Consider the following 15797-nt stretch of genomic DNA (forward strand, 5'->3'; position numbering starts at 1 on the left):
AGGATTAAGGACTAGGGACAAATGACTAATTATTTAAAGGACTTGCGATCGCATCCAAGCTATGGGCAAGGTACGTAACTTTTTCCACTGGGGAACAAAAGCGCGCTGACTAAATACATCGTAATCGTTGCGTTCTATTACCTCCAAAATTTGACCGTACAGCATTGATGCTGCCCACACAGGCCAACGGGCATCGGATGCTAAATAAGTAATTCCCCGGTCGGATGTAGTGTAAAATTGGCGGGCGCGGTCAATTTGAAAACGCATCAATGCCCGCCAACGCTCATCTACCACACAATTAAAGAAGTCTTGCTCGGTATAGTTGAATTTTGCCAAGTCCTCAAGGGGAATGTATATCCGCCCCCGTTTGGCATCTTCTCCCACATCCCGCAGGATGTTGGTGAGTTGATTGGCAATTCCCAGAGCGATCGCTTCTTCTGTGGGAACATAAGGTTGGATGTTTTGCCGCCACGGTGCTGCATATATGGTGTTATCTACACCCATAACTGATGTTGACATTAAGCCAACAGTACCAGCAACACGGTAACAGTAGAGGTATAACTCCTCAAAGGTTTCATAACGACTGCGATATAAGTCCATGCGCTGACCGGCAATCATATCCCGAAATGGTTGAATGTCCATCGGAAAGCGCTGGAGAGTATCAACTAAAGCGACATCGTAATTTTCTAATGGGCGTCCCGCAAAAATGGATTCCAGCTGCTGTTCCCATAGGTCTAGGGTTTCTGGCGTGGTAATAGCAGATGCGGGGCCATCCACCAATTCATCTGTACGGCGACACCAAGCGTAAATTGACCAAATAGATTGACGTTTTACCGGACTCATCAGCAAAGTACCCAGGTAAAAAGTCTTGGCATACTTTGCTGTGAGATGCCGACAAAGTTTGTATGACTCGTCTACAGAGACCAGCGTTTTCATGCGCGGCGGGGAATCAGGCAGTTGCAGCATTCGTTGCGGGCGGTCGGGTGAGCGTTTGCAGGTTTGAGGAATTTGCTACCGGGAGGGCCTCAGAAATCGCCTGCGCTGTCAGCTTACCAGAAAGTACGGCACCTTCCATACTGGCTAAGTAGCGTTGCATGGTGTAATCCCCGCTGAGATAGAAATTACTAATGGGGGTTGTTTGCGAGGGACGGTACTGTTGACGACCAGGGGTCGCTTTGTAAACTGAACGGGGCGTTTTCACCACATGAGATTTCAGCAATGTTGCTGGATTGTCTCCCCCAAAATGGTCGGGGAAGAGTTTTTCTAACTCGGCAATAGTTGCAGCCACAATCTCCTCATCGGATTTGGCAATCCAATCTTTTGCCGGGGCTAGAACTAATTCCAGCATCGAGCGTTCGGGGTTGGCGTATTCACGGCAGGTATTGCTCATATCAGCATAAACGCTTAGGAGGGGCGATCGCGAGAATAGCAAGTGATCAATTTGCGTAAGTTTACGATCGAACCACAAATGTACGTTAATCACAGGCACGCCTTCCAACCCTTCTAGCTTTTGGAAAAACTCCATTTCTTTCCAAGGTGCTGGCAAAATCACCTTTAGAGGGTCAACCGGCATGGCAGATACATACAAATCCGCCGTGAAAACTTCATCTTCCTCTCCATTCAACCCCCGAATCAAGTATCCTTTAACGCTACCATCGGCGTTCAGCAAAATCTCTTTTAGAGGGGCATTCAAGCGGACTTCTCCACCGCGTTCGGTAATGTAATCCACTAGGGGCTGACACAATCGTTCTGTTGGCGAACCATCCAGAAAGGCCATTTTCGAGCCTTTTTTTTCTTGGAGGAAACGATTGAGGGCAGTTAAAAGAATGGTTGCCGAAATTTCATCTGGGCCAATGAAGTTCAGAGACTTGGCCATGGCAATAAAAACTTCTTTATTGACTCGTTCTGGAATGTTGTGTTTACGCAGCCAATCTGTCCAGGAGTATTTGTCCATTTCTTCAACGTACTTTTGCCCCTGAATCATCGCCGGCAATAATCCGATGCCAAAGCGGATTTTTTCTGGCCATGTCAGCATGTCGTTGTTTCGCAGAATTGCCACTATACCATTAATCGGTGCCGGCAAATCTGGGAAATCAAAGCGACTGTAAGTACCAGGTGCATCCGGCTGGTTGAAGATCATTGTGTGTTCTTTCCACTGCAATCGATCTTCAATGTCCAGCTCTTTGAATAACTGCAACATATTAGGATATGCGCCAAAAAAGATGTGCAGACCTGTTTCGTACCAGTCTCCATCAGCATCTTTCCACGCAGCCACTTTACCGCCTAGAACGTCTTGACGTTCCAAGACAATGGGTGTGTGACCTGCGTCTGTAAGATATTTCGCGCAGGAAAGTCCTGCTAGTCCCGCTCCCGCGATCCCTACTCGCATGTAACCCTACTGCTCTTCAATATTTCTTAACCGTTTTATCGTTTTCATTATACGTTGCAATCCGTTACATTTGGCAGTTGTTGTGCGATCGCTTCCCCAAAAAACTTTTGCCAAAGGGAATTTTACCTACGCGCACCTGCCCAAATAAATTGCCAATACCATTATTGGTAATAGCTTTGCAACGTGCACTTTATCTATATTTACATGTAAGTGATTTCGGGAAACAAAAGTATTTCCTTTGACTGAAAATAGATAATTTCAAAAGTTATCTTAAAGTAGTTGATTTCTTTGCTAATTTGTGTATTTGGTCTGAGAAAATATCTATGGTATTGCTTAAGGACTACTTTAAAAACTTTCCTCTCCTGATAAGGGTGTAGGATAAATGTTTATGTCCTCTAGGTTGAACAACCAAGTTGTTTACCTAACAACTTCTAGGTAAAAGATTATGAGTGTATCGCAGGAGCTAAGGCGCTTTGGACATCACCTGATTCTAGGTGTTTCCGGCACTACATTAAGCGATGACGATAAACGCGCACTCAATGAATTAAAACCGATTGGGGCGATCTTTTTTGCTAAGAACTTTTTGGATGGCACCCCATATCAGATTTGGCTGGAAAGCTTCAAGGATTTAAACAGGCAAATACGAGAATACGCTGAACGTGATTCCATGTTCATCACTCTCGATCATGAAGGAGGTCGTGTAATTCGTACACCACCGCCAATTACCCGCTTTCCTCATGCCTTATTGCTGCGATCGCACGCTTACGAAGTAGCAAAAGCCACAGCAATAGAACTAAAATCATTGGGAATAAATTTATCTTGGGCACCTGTAGCAGATATTTTTTCCCATCCTGACAACCCCGTGATTGGGCCTCGCGCCTTTGGTAACACTCCCGAAACTGCTACTCAAGGTGCGCGTGACTACTACCTTGGACTTCGAGATTTAGGAATTTTGGGATGTGCCAAACACTTTCCCGGACATGGAGACACCAGCAAGGACTCTCACATTGAGTTACCAATACTGAATTTAACTCTAGAAGACCTGCGACTTCGAGAACTTATACCCTTCAGAACTTTAATCGAAGTCCAGATTCCTTTGATTATGACTGTCCATATCTTATTTCCCAAGATAGATCCTGATGTGCCAGGAACGCTTTCTCAGGCTATCCTCAAAACCATACTTAGAGAGGAACTTGGCTTTGAGGGAGTGGTTGTATCTGATGATTTGGATATGAAAGCGATCTCAGATATGTTTATGAAAGCTGGTAGTGTGGCGCAGTCATTTAATGCAGGCTGCGATCTGTTTATTGTGTCGCGTAATATTAATTCATCATCTATTCAGAGAACTTATCGGATTGCTGAAGATTTTGCTGATTCGCTTAGTAACGGTAGCTTAGATGAAACAGTGGTAGAAGCAGCTAGAGAAAGAATTGAGAAACTACTGGCAGTAACACCGCAATATCCCATACATGCTTTGGATAAAAATGTATTATCGCAACATGCTCAACTAGCGATCGCGAGTTGCTATTCATAACCCAACGAGCATTCAAGTTGTACATTAGCAATTGCCAAAAAGCTAACTAAGATTGCATTTCTTAATTTTGAATTTTAAATTTTGAATTTTGAATTGATTTAGTGGGTGGTATAGGGGTCGAACCTATTTCTGCGGGTTAAAAGCCCGCTGCACAGCCGGTATGCCAACCACCCTAGTTAATTTGAAAAAGAAATGAGCAAGTGCGATCGGATTACATCGTAAACCTTGTAACACCAAACTTAGATATAAATCCACCAGGGAGGTACTGCCCCTCCTATTTCTGTGTTATCAGCACAGCGCCTCGCTTTTCGGCTTCAGGTGGATAAGTGGAAGATGGAGGAATCGAACCCCTACAGTTGCCCATACCCTGGTTTTCAAGACCAGTTGCCGTCCATTCAGCGGCATCTTCCATTCAGGGGCGTCTGACGGGACTTGAACCCGCTCTGACTGGTTCCACAAACCAGCGCCTCGACCACTTTGGCTTCAGACACCATCAGTGGAATCAATGGGACTTGAACCCATAACCTCCTGCTTGCAAGGCAGGCGCTCTATCCATTTGAGCTATGACCCCATCAAAACAAGTCAAAAGTCAAAAGTTAAAAGAAGAATCTAATTATTTGTCTTTTTTTTACTTTTTACTTTGCTCTTTTTACTTATTCAGGCGGGAGTGGTAGGACTTGAACCCACAACTTTCGAGGTAGAAGCTCGACGCTCTATTCCATTGAGCTACACTCCCAAGATTTGGTAGTCCTGGCAGGAATTGAACCCGCAACATTCTTCTTGTAAGGAAGACACTCTACCAATTGAGTTACAGGACTATGCAAGCGAGTAGAGGGACTGGAACCCACGCACTGAGTATGGCGTACTCAGATGCTGCCGATTACATCACACCCGCAAGTCAGAGCGGATGGCGAGATTTGAACTCGCACGAAGACGTTGGAAGCGTCTCATGCTGCCGTTACATCACACCTGCATCAAGCTGGTAACAGGAATTGAACCTGCAACCTACTGATTACAAGTCAGTTGCTCTGCCAATTGAGCTACACCAGCATTAATTTTGGTGACGGAGGCAGGAGTTGAACCTGCTGATGTTCAGGTTATGAGCCTGACGAGCCACCGTTGCTCTATCCCCGCATATTCACCAAATACCCCTGACTGGATTTGAACCAGCAACCTCTTCGTTCTAAGCGAAGCGCCTCTTCCGTTGGGCTACAAGGGCAAAGTCTGAGTGGCAGGGATTGAACCTGCGACCTGAAGTTCCCAAAACTCCTGCGCTCCCATCTGCGCCACACCCAGATATTTTGGTACTCCCGACAGGATTTGAACCTGTAAAAAACTAGATCCTTGGTAAGCGTGCGTCTTCCATTCCTTCACGAGAGCTTGTACCAATTCTCTAAAATCCGACAACAAATTCAAATCAGGAAACCAGATGAAATCTGACTTTCTTAATTACGAATTACAAATTACGAATTGGTATTGGTACTCCTGGTGGGAGTCGAACCCACAACAAAACAGATTTTAAGTCTGCCACCTCTTCCAATTGGGCTACAGGAGCAAGTTTTGGTACTCTTGGTGGGAATCGAACCCACAACATACCGTTTTTGAGACGGCAGCCTCTTCCAGTTGGGCTACAAGAGCAAAGTTTGGCAGCCCCACCAGGACTCGAACCTGGAATCTTCGCCTTCAAAGAGCGCTATGTTGCCAATTACACCACAGGGCTTTATTGCCAGGGCAGGGTTTGAACCTGCAACCTCATCGTTCAGAGCGATGCGACTTACCAATTCGTCCACCCGGCATTAAATAATTCGTAGTTCGTAATTCGTAATTATGTTTTGTGACGAGAATTTAAATCCCGACTGACATAAAAGCCGTTAAAAAACGTGGGTATCAACCTTTATTTAATTACGAATTAGATAGGCTGCCTCAGTAGGACTCGAACCTACAACCGCGCGGTTAACAGCCGCTTGCTCTGCCATTGAGCTATGAGGCAACGAAGCCCCCCAGGTCGGAATCGAACCGACGACCTCCTGTTCTTCACACAGGCGCTAACTACCAACTGAGCTACCGAGGGATAATGAGGAGAGATGGGTTTTACCCAGTGGACTGGTTTAATTCAACTCGAATCAGCCACTCCATCATCTCTCCCATGTAACGAGAGCGGAGGGATTTGAACCCTCAAATCTTCAGTTTCGTAGACTGAGATGTTATCCAGTTACACCACACTCTCAAGGCGGAAAGGACAGGATTTGAACCTGTGACGGGTATTAAGTACCCGCTTCCTGCTTAGCAGGAGGACGCTTTGAGCCACTCAGCCACCTCTCCACAGTGGGTCGAGCAGGATTTGAACCTGCGTGCAAAAAAGAACAGTTTTACAGACTGTCGCCTTCAACCAGACTCGGCCATCGACCCATAATGATTCCCCTGACGGGATTTGAACCCGCAATCTCTGTTTTGAAAGAACAGCGACTTAACCGTTCGTCTACAGGGGCATAATTGACGCAGGGACTAGGATTTGAACCTAGAACATCGGATTTGGAGTCACGAGGTGTTACCGTTACACCATCCCTGCATTTGGTGGCAGTGGCGGGATTTGCACCCGCATATACCAGGGTATGAACCTGGGGCTTTGCTGGTTAAGCTACACTGCGATCGCACCAGAGGCTGAGGTGAGATTTGAACTCACGATGTCGGTTTTGCAGACCAACGCCTTCGACCACTTGGCTACTCAGCCATTTGGGAGTCCTGACGAGATTCGCACTCGCAATCTTCAGCTTGAGGGGCTGACGGCTTAAACTATTCGCCTACAGGACTACAACCAGGGTGACGGGACTTGAACCCGCAACATTTCCGCAGACAACGGAACGCTCTAGCCAATTGAGCTACACCCCGATTTTTTGAATCTGTGCCTAAACTTTTAGGTTTTTAGGTACAGAATTTTGATGAACTTGCCCATTTATTATTTAGTTTTCAAGGTTCAGAAAAATTACTTTTTACTGTTAGAAACTATTAGGAAAACAACCGAAACTCTAGGTAGCAAGCCTGTTGTGTATTACGGATGTATTCAGTAGTTTTGATGAGTGCAAATTTAGAACTTTTTTCGTTTCTTGCTTCTACTAACGGTGGTTTGCAAGTAAAAACAACTTTGTTGATTGGGGACTTTGGTTTATTCCAACGCCTGTCTTTTAGTTGTATGTAGAACATAACTTTGACTTTTGGAAAGCTTTGTCTTTCGCTTCACTACAAATATACTACAAAACACTACAAAAGGTGTCAAGGGGTTTTAGAAAGTTTTTTTTAAATTGTCTAGAAAAGCTTCTGCACTTATATTTGAGCTTGTAAAACCCTCTGGAAAGTCAAACTACAGCTTATGATTGGGTGAATCTTTAAAAGCCTGACGTGACAAACAACTCCCTCAAGCGACAACAGATAATTAGTTTTGTCGCGATCGCCTCTAGTGTTACAGCTTGTAGTATTGTTCCAGGTATCTCCCCACAATCGGGGTTGAAAATCCATACTGCACAAGTTCAAGAGCCAGGAAAGGGCCAAATTAATGCCCAGCTACCGTCATCAGTCAAAGTAGAAAACCCTACTTTTACAGTCCCAACTAAATTTCAGGGAAAAACAGTTTATAAGGTGCAACCCAGCAACAACGAAAAGGTTATCGCTCTTAGCATTGATGATGGGCCCTGGCCAAAGACAACCCTAGAAATGCTGGATATCTTGAAGCAAAATGATGTGAAAGCAACATTCTTTTGGGTAGGACAAGCTCTGCAAGCAAATCCTGACCTAGCCAAGCGTGAAGTAGTCGAGGGACACGCCATTGGCAACCATACTTGGCATCATTGGTATCGACGAATGGATGAAGCCACAGCCAAGAGTGAAATTGATCGCACTGCGGATCTGATATACAAAACTACAGGAGTTAAAACGTCTCTGTTTCGTCCTCCTGGAGGCTTTTTAAATAACGGACTAGCCGCTTACGCCAAAAGCCAGAAAGATGCTGTCATTATGTGGTCGCTAACTTCAGCTGATACCGATCCTCACGCCAAACCTCAGGCATTTGTAAATAATGTCCTCAAAGGCGCGAAACCTGGTTTCATTGTTTTAATGCATGATGGTGGTGGCGATCGCCACAGAACTGTAGAAGCTTTGCCACAAATCATCAGCGGACTCAAACAGCAAGGCTACCGATTTGTGACAATTCCTGAACTACTAAAAATGGCGCAATAAAGGGTGAGGAAAATTTCTCACCCGACTATTTCGTTTATTCACTCATCACAGAAGCACAAGATTGAGCTTCTTGCCAAAGTTTCTGCAAAAAGAACTCAGCGCGATTGCTCATAGTGGTGACAAACACACCGACAGAATCCTTAGAACTAGCTGATAGCCAAGAACCCCGCAGGGTGACTTCCATATATTCGGCATCACACGCACAGAGGGCAATGATTTCTCTGTCATCTCTTTTCACCTCAGCCCTCAATACTTCTACTCCTGGCAAATCAACAGGAAGCAAAAAGGAAGCGGTAGTGGGTTCAATGGATAAACCTTGCCCAACTCGCAGGGCTAAAATCACTCGCTGCGCTACCCATTCTTCTAGCGACAGAGTGACACATTCCAAATCAAAACTGCTTTCAGTGTAAGTTAATTTCAGCATTCCTTATGCTCTCCTGTTATTCCAGGTTTGCTTGCATATCTATCCAAAACTGTTCAGCAAAAGAAATCGCGGGGTGGATTGGCGCTTTTGGTTTGGTACGCAGTTGCATACCAGCTTCAAACAAAGTGCGATCGCCTTTACGGGAGTTACATCTTTCACAAGCTGCGACTACGTTATCCCAAGTGTGAGAACCGCCTTTAGAACGCGGCATCACATGATCTAGCGTTAGATGTTTGCCGCTGCCGCAATATTGGCAACTGTGATGGTCTCGTCGCAATACTTCCCGCCGATTGACTGGCGGAACTTTCCACATCCGCTCATTAGAAGTGATTGTTAAGCGAATATGTTTTGGCACATCAATTACCAAACTGGGTGAGTGAACTTGCCATCCGCTTTCTGTGGTAAAACCCAGCGGTTGCGCCTTGTTGGTTACTAACAGCACAATCGCCCGCTTGATATTGACCCGACATAGTGGCAAGTAATTTTGAGAGAAAACCACCACAGATTGCTCTAACACTTGCATTGCGTTCGCGCCGCGCATGGAAGATATCGTCACAGCTATAACTCCTTATAAAAAAACCCCCGCTTCAAGTTTTCGGTGAAGCGGAGGTTAGAATTGACCGGAAAATTTTCTAGTCTCATATCGGTACAGGATTCCTTTGCCTATACCCCCCGCTTTTTTGATTTAGTTGTGGTTTTGCAAATAGTGCACTAATGGTTACATACTTATAATCATCATTACCCTCTGTGATTTGCCCATGATTTCGGCTACCATCGCCCATAAATAAATACTCCACTTCCATAGCAGCTGATTCCCAATTGGTTCGGCAATTGGTAGCGCACAAAATTGAAGTAGAGATGGGGTAAATGGATTTCACAGAAAATTTCACCTATTGAACATTCCTTTAAACATACTACACTTGTATTACTATCCTGTCTATACCTTTAAGGAGAAAAACTGATGCATACGATCGCTCGCACCCCAACCACTGATATGGAAGTTACCAGCATTCGCTTAGAGCGAGAACTCAAAGATAAGCTCAAAGAAATAGCTGGGAATCAGGGATATCAAGCTCTGATCCGAGATATCCTTTGGAATTATGTCCAGCAAAAATCAGGTGAGTGGAAGCCTCGATTTTCGCGATCCGACATTCGAGCTAGCATAGCTGCCACAGCTCAGCAAGAAGAACGCTGTGTACTTACAGGTCAACTAATTCAACCCCAAGAACCGATGTTGTTAGGACTAACGAGGAATGGCGATATGGTTCCTCTGAGTGTCGAGAGCTTGGCTGGATAAACTTCGTCCATTTTGAAACCTGGAGTAGGGCGGGCCGAAAAGCTCGCCACTACCAGCAGGGAGTACTAAATGCTCTTACTACTTTAAAAAATATAGTTTTCAAAATAGATGTGGTTTAATTTTATATTCAGACGAATGCAGCCTAGTTATTTTTACTAATAACTGGGCTGCATTCAAAATTTAGCCAGAACTGCCGCAACCTCTGATAAGCAAGAATTTATTTAAATTTAAGTTCTACTCCAAATTTCTGCCACAGTTGGAGAGCAAGACGCTCACGAACTCGCTACCACAGTTACGCTATCAGCGTAGGTCTGAACACGAGTGTGTCTCGTTGGCGCAGCCTCTCGTAGAGAAGAGAAGCCTACACTACAAGAGCAACCTCCTCGTGCCTCTTTTTACTTTTATTGATATTTTACTGAGAGTTACGGAGATCGAAGAGTAGCTTGTTAAACCTACTAGTTTTTTCAATAAATGTAATAAAGCTTTATAAAGTAAGTTACGTAATTTTACGCCCTCAAAAGGTGAATTTTGCTGGAATTCCAGAGAAATTACGGTTTATGTGATACTTACAGACAGGATAAAGTTAGTAAATTATTTCAACATAGAGTAGTTAAAAATAAGCTAACTGAAGCATTTATAGGATATCTTAAATATTCTATTACTTATGTACCAATGTAGCAATTTGCTTGATACAGTGGAAATTTGGTCATCTGAGATAGAAAAGGGCTATAACAGGTGAGAGAAAGTATTCACACAAAATTTGTCAATTATCAGGGTGTAGCAACACAACTAACGGTGAAGAATATGCCAAGAGGTTGGGTGCAAGAACAATGGGGTTATTATCCGAGGGCGTGCCAAGAATGAAAAAGCCTTTATCATCGCCGCCACATTACGTAGATGACATAGATCGACTACAACCTTACCAAGTCAAGCTGATGCAGCATCAGGAAGAACCTGCCCACGAGTTGGTACAAAAGATTAACCAAATCATTGCCAATAGCTCGGCTACGGCATTGATGCTGCAAGATATTGCTCAATTGCTAGGAGTTGCTTTTCAAGTAGATTGCTGCTGCTTGGTTTCAGTGGCGGATCAGACATCCGACGAAGCAACTACTAGTAATTGGTGTGCTGATGAGTATCTAGGGTTGCCACACCCAGAAGAAATGTTTTCGATGGAACAGTTGCTTATGCACTCGCCAGTGCTGCAATGTGCTGCCCAACCATTGACTATTGAAGACATTTCCATAATTCAGAACAGTCTGGTAATTGGGTGTCAATATTTGCCCCTACCGATAAAAGCAGTTTTGGCAATTCCCACTCGGTTTGGTGGCAATAATAATGGAGTGATTAATCTGATTAAATTCCAACCTTATGAATGGAGTGAATCAGAAAAACAATTGCTCAAAGAAGTGGAGTCGGCTTGCGCGATCGCTTTTTCTGGAGTAGCACAAGCTCAACAAATTGCTCATCAAGAGCAGTACCTGGAAAAAAGCAAGCAGCATCAGAGCTTGATCAAGCAATTAACTATATTGAGTCGTAGCAACTTGGAGCTGAATCAAATGCTCCAGTTAGTCATCGCCTCGACTGCCGAATCTCTACAGGCAGATCGGGGTTTACTCATATCACTGAAATATACAGATCCACTCTTTAGGACTCAAGCTAAAAAACAAATTCCCAAAGCGAAAGCTACTGTGATTGGTAAATGGGCTAGGGAAACACAAAGTTCCCGCACTAGTAAACTAGACACTTTAGCTGAGTCTTTCTTGGTTTCAGACTGTGGTTTATGCCAGCGTGCCTTCATGGATTCTGGAAAACCAGTAATCTTCGATGACTATACAGACCAAAATGAAACCTTGACAGCTGCTCCATTATTTGCAATAGAAGAATTGCCTGCGGTACTTTTAGTGCCATTGGAGAGTCAAGGTAAAATTTTAGGATTCTTGGTGCTACAGCAATCTGTGATTCGCAGTTGGCAACCAGCAGAATTAAATCTTGTGGAAATGGTTTGCGCTCAAGTGAGTAACGCCATAATTCAGTCACAGACATTGCGCCAAGTGCAAACTTTGGTAGATGAGCGGACGGCAAAACTCCAGAGTAGTCTGGAACTCCAGGCAAAATTGCATGAAAGAACACGGCAGTATGTTGAGCAGCTACGGAAACTGAATGAACTCAAAGATGAATTTTTGAGTAACATGAGCGATCGCCTACGCTATCCTTTGACAAATATGCTGATGTCAATAAAAAACTTGCGTTTGCCAGGAATAACACCAGAGCGTCAGGGTAGATATCTGGATATTCTTGAACAAGAATGTTCAAAGGAAATCAACTTGATTAATGACTTGTTAACCCTCCAAAAGCTAGAGTCGCCTCACGAAGCCCCGCAACTAGAATCTATAGATTTAAATACTAGAATTCAGGATATAGCAGCATCTTTTGAAAAAAAACTTGGCGAAAAGGGATTAAAGATTTCTGTAGATTTGCCGGAGGAATCGCTCAAACTGCAAACAGAACTGGAAAGCTTTGACCGGATTCTGCAAGAATTGTTAACGAATGCCTGTAAATACTCAGAGCCTGATACAATAGTCCACCTTGAAGCTGCTCACCGAGTCGATCAACAAATCGATCAAGTTATCATGAAGGTGACGAATACAGGACGTGCCATCTCAGAAGAAGAAGCGACCTACATCTTTGATAAGTTCCGTCGTGGAAAAGGGCGTTGGACTCCAGGGACTGGCTTGGGACTTGCTTTAGTTAAGTCTTTAGTGCAGCATCTGAATGGAGCGATCGCTGTTGAAAGTCTGCCAATTTCGGATTCTGAACAGAGCGAAATTTGCTTCACCTTGACTCTGCCCCAATTTTCTGACGAAAGCAAACCATAATTCTGAAAGTGACTAAAAAACAGAACACAACAGAGAACCCTAATTTGCAGTCTTTTGCTGATGACACCAACCTAGAAGGGGATTTACCTGCTCAGGTAGAAGTTCAAATTGAGAAAATAGCAGAGCGACAGCGGCAAATTAGTGCTAAAGTCCAAATTCCCCACCCAGTGGAGCAAATCTGGAAGGTTCTGACAAATTATGAAGCCTTACCTGACTTCATCCCCAGCCTCGCCAAGAGTTGTCTAATCGAGCATCCCAATGGTGGAATTCGACTGGAGCAAGTAGGCTCCCAACGTTTACTGAATTTCAATTTTTGTGCGCGGGTAGTTCTAGATTTGGAAGAATGCTTCCCTAAAGCAATTAATTTCCGCATGGTAGAGGGAGATTTTAAAGGCTTTTCTGGTAGCTGGTGCTTAGAGCCTTATTCTTTTGGTGAGTATCTAGGAACAAATCTGTCCTACACAATTCAAGTTTGGCCTAAACTCACTATGCCAGTGGGAATTATTGAAAATCGCCTGAGCAAAGATTTGCGGTTAAATCTTTTGGCTATTCACCAACGTGTAGAAGAACTAGCCAGCAAAGAACCGTATGTATAACAACAATCAAACCATCATTCAGGTGTATTCATGAATGATGGTTTTTATTGCTAGATTTAAAACAAAAAAGCTTTTGCTTTTATTGTTTTTAAGTACCCCCAGGGGAATTCGAATCCCCGTTACCTCCGTGAAAGGGAGGTGTCCTAGGCCTCTAGACGATGGGGGCATTGGACTCAAACCTTTTATAAGTTAACCAATTTCCTTGCCGTTGTCAACAGGTTTTGCCAAAAAAAGTTTGTAGCAGCTAAACTTGGTGGAAGCAAAAGCTTGAAGAGGATACAAAGATATGGAGACAGATAAAAAAGTCCGTAGATGCTTCTGCGATCAGCCACAGGGTGCGTCAGCGTTGGGCGCTGGGAATTTCTGGGTATACACATATCTAAAAAACGCTGAAGACAGCAAGGAACAAAGGGTATGATGTTGTACCCTGTAGAGTTAATATCTACGGTTTTTTACAAGAGATTTTGAAATAAATCGCTCAAAATCTACAACATGGAAGCATCTTTTGAAATCACCATACAGATGGCGATCGCTGTCTTTGCAGGCATTAGTGCCCAAGTGCTGGCTGCATACCTTCGTGTACCCAGTATCGTCTTGTTATTGCTGTTGGGCATCTTGTTTGGCTCTGATGGCATAGGGCTATTGCATCCCCATTCGCTAGGCACTGGACTGGAAGTTATAGTCGCCCTAGCAACGGCAATCATTTTGTTTGAAGGCGGACTTAACTTGGATCTGCGAGAGTTAGGTAGAGTTTCAGTCAGCCTACAATTGCTTGTCACTCAAGGAACGCTGATCACATTGCTTGGCGGGAGTATGGCAGCCCACTGGCTGGGTGAATTTCCCTGGAACATAGCTTTTCTCTATGCTTCCATAGTCGTGGTGACAGGGCCAACCGTCGTTGGCCCATTGCTCAAACAAATCAATGTAGATCGACAAGTGGCAACACTTTTGGAAGGAGAAGGGGTTTTAATTGACCCTGTAGGAGCCATCCTCGCCTTCGTTGTCCTCGATACGATTTTGAACGGCGATGCTGACCCGATCAATGCGATCGTCGGTTTACTTATACGTCTGGCTGTTGGTGCAGGAATTGGTGGTGCTGGCGGTTATCTGATGAGTTTGATTTTCAAACGCGCCAGTTTTCTGTCATTTGAGCTAAAAAACTTAGTGGTGTTGGCGATACTTTGGAGCCTGTTTACATTATCGCAAATGATCCGCAGTGAATCGGGAGTAATGACAACAGTAGTTGCAGGAGCGGTCTTTGCTAACTCCTCAGTCCCGGAAGAACGTCTGTTACGCAGCTTTAAAGGTCAGCTGACAATTCTCAGTGTCTCGGTGCTATTTATCTTATTAGCTGCTGATTTATCCATTGCCAGTGTGTTTGCTTTGGGTTGGGGTAGTTTATTCACCGTTTTGGTACTAATGTTTGTCGTTCGCCCGATTAATATCCTCTTGTGTACCTGGAACAGTGACTTAAACTGGCGACAGAAACTGTTTTTAAGCTGGGTTGCTCCGAGAGGAATTGTTGCTGCCTCTGTAGCTTCTTTTTTTGCGATTTCGTTGACACAACGCGGCATTAACGGCGGTGATTCGATCAAAGCTCTAGTATTCCTGACAATTATCATGACTGTTGTCTGCCAGGGGCTAACAGCTGGCTGGGTTGCTAAATGGCTGCAAATCACTTCCAAGGATGTAACTGGAGCAGTGATTGTGGGTTGTAATCCTTTGAGTCTTTTGATTGCTCGCTTCTTTCAAGAACGGGGAGAAAACGTGGTGATGATTGATACTGACCCCGAATGTCTTGTGCAAGCCGAGGCGCAAAATCTCCGGGTTATTGCCAGCAGTGCGCTGGATGCTGCTGTTTTGGAAGAGGCAGGACTTGCCTCTATGGGTACTTTTTTGGCTATGACAAGTAATGGCGAGGTGAATTTTGTTTTGGCTCAACGAGCAGCTGAGGAGTTTAAACCCCCGCGCGTCTTAGCTGTTTTTCCCCGCGATCCGCAAGCGAGTATCTCGGCTAGTAATAAAGTTAATCAAGCTTTTATCCCAGACTTAGCGATTAAAACTTGGAATGAATATTTGAATGATGGGCGAGTGAAGTTGGGGACAACCACGCTAGATGAGTTGGAGTTTTCGACTCAATGCGATCGCATCCAAGAAAAGATTCGGACGGGGGGGTTGATACCGCTATTGATAGAACGAGCAGAACGCTTACAGGTAATATCAGCTAACCAAGATTGGGAAATTGGCGATCGCATTATTTATCTGTTGCATGACCCCAGACCTAGCCTTTTAAAACGCTTATCTGGTGCTACCCAATCCACTCCCCTTTCTCTAGAAAAGTTACCAGAGGTTGAAGACCTATCCCTGACCCAATTATCTCAACTTTCTACTAGTGAGGCTTCTGGGGGATGAGGGGGATAGGGCAGAGGAGCAGGGGAGCAGAGGAGG

10 protein-coding genes and 27 tRNA genes are annotated in these 15797 nt (G+C 44.4%); 6 read left to right on the plus strand and 31 right to left on the minus strand.

What is annotated here, in order from left to right; all coding sequences use genetic code 11:
- Positions 1–33: 33 nt before the first annotated feature.
- Both crtB and pds read right to left on the minus strand, forming a co-directional pair.
- Entirely contained in the window at positions 34–966 is a 933-nt protein-coding gene (gene crtB / locus ACFE93_RS00520; RefSeq protein WP_375471544.1) for a 15-cis-phytoene synthase CrtB, read from the minus strand.
- Positions 950–2389: a 15-cis-phytoene desaturase gene (gene pds, locus ACFE93_RS00525; RefSeq protein ID WP_375471545.1), complete on the minus strand. Its 1440-nt coding sequence runs from the start codon at positions 2387–2389 to the stop codon at positions 950–952. The genes crtB and pds overlap by 17 nt, the downstream gene beginning before the upstream one ends.
- Before the next feature lie 445 nt (positions 2390–2834).
- Between pds and ACFE93_RS00530 the strand changes: the two genes are divergently transcribed.
- Positions 2835–3923 (plus strand): glycoside hydrolase family 3 N-terminal domain-containing protein, encoded by a 1089-nt coding sequence (locus tag ACFE93_RS00530; protein WP_375471546.1) that lies wholly within the window; start codon positions 2835–2837, stop codon positions 3921–3923.
- A gap of 102 nt (positions 3924–4025) precedes the next feature.
- On the opposite strand, the gene ACFE93_RS00535 is transcribed toward ACFE93_RS00530, so the two are convergent.
- The 26 genes from ACFE93_RS00535 to ACFE93_RS00660 all read right to left on the minus strand — a co-directional run bounded on the left by ACFE93_RS00535 (position 4026) and on the right by ACFE93_RS00660 (position 6812).
- Positions 4026–4096, minus strand: a tRNA-Lys gene (locus ACFE93_RS00535).
- A 154-nt stretch (positions 4097–4250) separates the two neighbouring features.
- A tRNA-OTHER gene (locus tag ACFE93_RS00540) sits at positions 4251–4333 on the minus strand.
- Between the two features lie 7 nt (positions 4334–4340).
- A tRNA-His gene (locus ACFE93_RS00545) sits at positions 4341–4414 on the minus strand.
- A 6-nt stretch (positions 4415–4420) separates the two neighbouring features.
- Positions 4421–4494 (minus strand) — tRNA-Ala (locus tag ACFE93_RS00550).
- A 91-nt stretch (positions 4495–4585) separates the two neighbouring features.
- A tRNA-Arg gene (locus ACFE93_RS00555) sits at positions 4586–4659 on the minus strand.
- A 6-nt stretch (positions 4660–4665) separates the two neighbouring features.
- Positions 4666–4741, minus strand: a tRNA-Val gene (locus ACFE93_RS00560).
- 84 nt (positions 4742–4825) lie between these two features.
- Positions 4826–4896: transfer RNA gene (locus tag ACFE93_RS00565), tRNA-Gly, on the minus strand.
- 4 nt (positions 4897–4900) lie between these two features.
- Positions 4901–4973 (minus strand) — tRNA-Thr (locus tag ACFE93_RS00570).
- An 8-nt stretch (positions 4974–4981) separates the two neighbouring features.
- A tRNA-Met gene (locus ACFE93_RS00575) sits at positions 4982–5058 on the minus strand.
- Between the two features lie 11 nt (positions 5059–5069).
- A tRNA-Leu gene (locus ACFE93_RS00580) sits at positions 5070–5142 on the minus strand.
- 4 nt (positions 5143–5146) lie between these two features.
- A tRNA-Pro gene (locus ACFE93_RS00585) sits at positions 5147–5219 on the minus strand.
- Between the two features lie 181 nt (positions 5220–5400).
- A tRNA-Leu gene (locus tag ACFE93_RS00590) sits at positions 5401–5478 on the minus strand.
- A gap of 6 nt (positions 5479–5484) precedes the next feature.
- A tRNA-Leu gene (locus ACFE93_RS00595) sits at positions 5485–5561 on the minus strand.
- A 6-nt stretch (positions 5562–5567) separates the two neighbouring features.
- A tRNA-Gln gene (locus ACFE93_RS00600) sits at positions 5568–5643 on the minus strand.
- A gap of 3 nt (positions 5644–5646) precedes the next feature.
- Positions 5647–5719 (minus strand) — tRNA-Gln (locus ACFE93_RS00605).
- 122 nt (positions 5720–5841) lie between these two features.
- Positions 5842–5913 (minus strand) — tRNA-Asn (locus ACFE93_RS00610).
- 6 nt (positions 5914–5919) lie between these two features.
- A tRNA-Phe gene (locus tag ACFE93_RS00615) sits at positions 5920–5994 on the minus strand.
- Positions 5995–6075: 81 nt separating this feature from the next.
- Positions 6076–6150, minus strand: a tRNA-Arg gene (locus tag ACFE93_RS00620).
- Positions 6151–6154: 4 nt separating this feature from the next.
- Positions 6155–6245: transfer RNA gene (locus ACFE93_RS00625), tRNA-Ser, on the minus strand.
- A gap of 4 nt (positions 6246–6249) precedes the next feature.
- Positions 6250–6332, minus strand: a tRNA-Tyr gene (locus ACFE93_RS00630).
- Between the two features lie 7 nt (positions 6333–6339).
- Positions 6340–6411 (minus strand) — tRNA-Glu (locus ACFE93_RS00635).
- 9 nt (positions 6412–6420) lie between these two features.
- Positions 6421–6492: transfer RNA gene (locus tag ACFE93_RS00640), tRNA-Trp, on the minus strand.
- Positions 6493–6495: 3 nt separating this feature from the next.
- Positions 6496–6571: transfer RNA gene (locus ACFE93_RS00645), tRNA-Met, on the minus strand.
- 10 nt (positions 6572–6581) lie between these two features.
- Positions 6582–6654 (minus strand) — tRNA-Cys (locus ACFE93_RS00650).
- Positions 6655–6657: 3 nt separating this feature from the next.
- Positions 6658–6734, minus strand: a tRNA-Glu gene (locus ACFE93_RS00655).
- 4 nt (positions 6735–6738) lie between these two features.
- Positions 6739–6812 (minus strand) — tRNA-Asp (locus ACFE93_RS00660).
- Positions 6813–7319: 507 nt separating this feature from the next.
- On the opposite strand from ACFE93_RS00660, the gene ACFE93_RS00665 reads away from it, so the two are divergent.
- Positions 7320–8153, plus strand: coding sequence for a polysaccharide deacetylase family protein (locus ACFE93_RS00665; RefSeq protein ID WP_375471547.1), 834 nt, complete (start codon positions 7320–7322; stop codon positions 8151–8153).
- 34 nt (positions 8154–8187) lie between these two features.
- Here the strand turns inward: ACFE93_RS00665 and ACFE93_RS00670 are convergent, their stop codons facing one another.
- Together ACFE93_RS00670 and ACFE93_RS00675 are read right to left on the minus strand one after the other, a co-directional pair.
- Complete coding sequence (locus tag ACFE93_RS00670; protein ID WP_375471548.1) at positions 8188–8577, minus strand: alr0857 family protein; 390 nt, start codon at positions 8575–8577, stop codon at positions 8188–8190.
- Positions 8578–8593: 16 nt separating this feature from the next.
- Complete coding sequence (locus tag ACFE93_RS00675) at positions 8594–9100, minus strand: HNH endonuclease (RefSeq protein WP_322695765.1); 507 nt, start codon at positions 9098–9100, stop codon at positions 8594–8596.
- 438 nt (positions 9101–9538) lie between these two features.
- On the opposite strand from ACFE93_RS00675, the gene ACFE93_RS00680 reads away from it, so the two are divergent.
- The 3 genes from ACFE93_RS00680 (at position 9539) to ACFE93_RS00690 (ending at position 13349) form a co-directional block, all read left to right on the plus strand.
- Complete coding sequence (locus ACFE93_RS00680; protein ID WP_094347436.1) at positions 9539–9874, plus strand: hypothetical protein; 336 nt, start codon at positions 9539–9541, stop codon at positions 9872–9874.
- 860 nt (positions 9875–10734) lie between these two features.
- The gene (locus ACFE93_RS00685; protein ID WP_375471549.1) at positions 10735–12753 is read left to right on the plus strand and encodes a GAF domain-containing protein; all 2019 of its coding nucleotides are present in this window, start codon (positions 10735–10737) and stop codon (positions 12751–12753) included.
- Between the two features lie 8 nt (positions 12754–12761).
- On the plus strand, positions 12762–13349 hold the full coding sequence (locus ACFE93_RS00690) for an SRPBCC family protein (protein ID WP_375471550.1): 588 nt from the start codon (positions 12762–12764) through the stop codon (positions 13347–13349).
- A 93-nt stretch (positions 13350–13442) separates the two neighbouring features.
- On the opposite strand, the gene ACFE93_RS00695 is transcribed toward ACFE93_RS00690, so the two are convergent.
- Positions 13443–13515, minus strand: a tRNA-Glu gene (locus ACFE93_RS00695).
- A 326-nt stretch (positions 13516–13841) separates the two neighbouring features.
- Between ACFE93_RS00695 and ACFE93_RS00700 the strand changes: the two genes are divergently transcribed.
- Positions 13842–15761, plus strand: coding sequence for a cation:proton antiporter (locus ACFE93_RS00700; RefSeq protein ID WP_375471551.1), 1920 nt, complete (start codon positions 13842–13844; stop codon positions 15759–15761).
- Positions 15762–15797 lie beyond the last annotated feature (36 nt).

The sequence above is a fragment of the uncultured Nostoc sp. genome (assembly GCF_964247315.1).
Taxonomy (GTDB): domain Bacteria; phylum Cyanobacteriota; class Cyanobacteriia; order Cyanobacteriales; family Nostocaceae; genus Nostoc.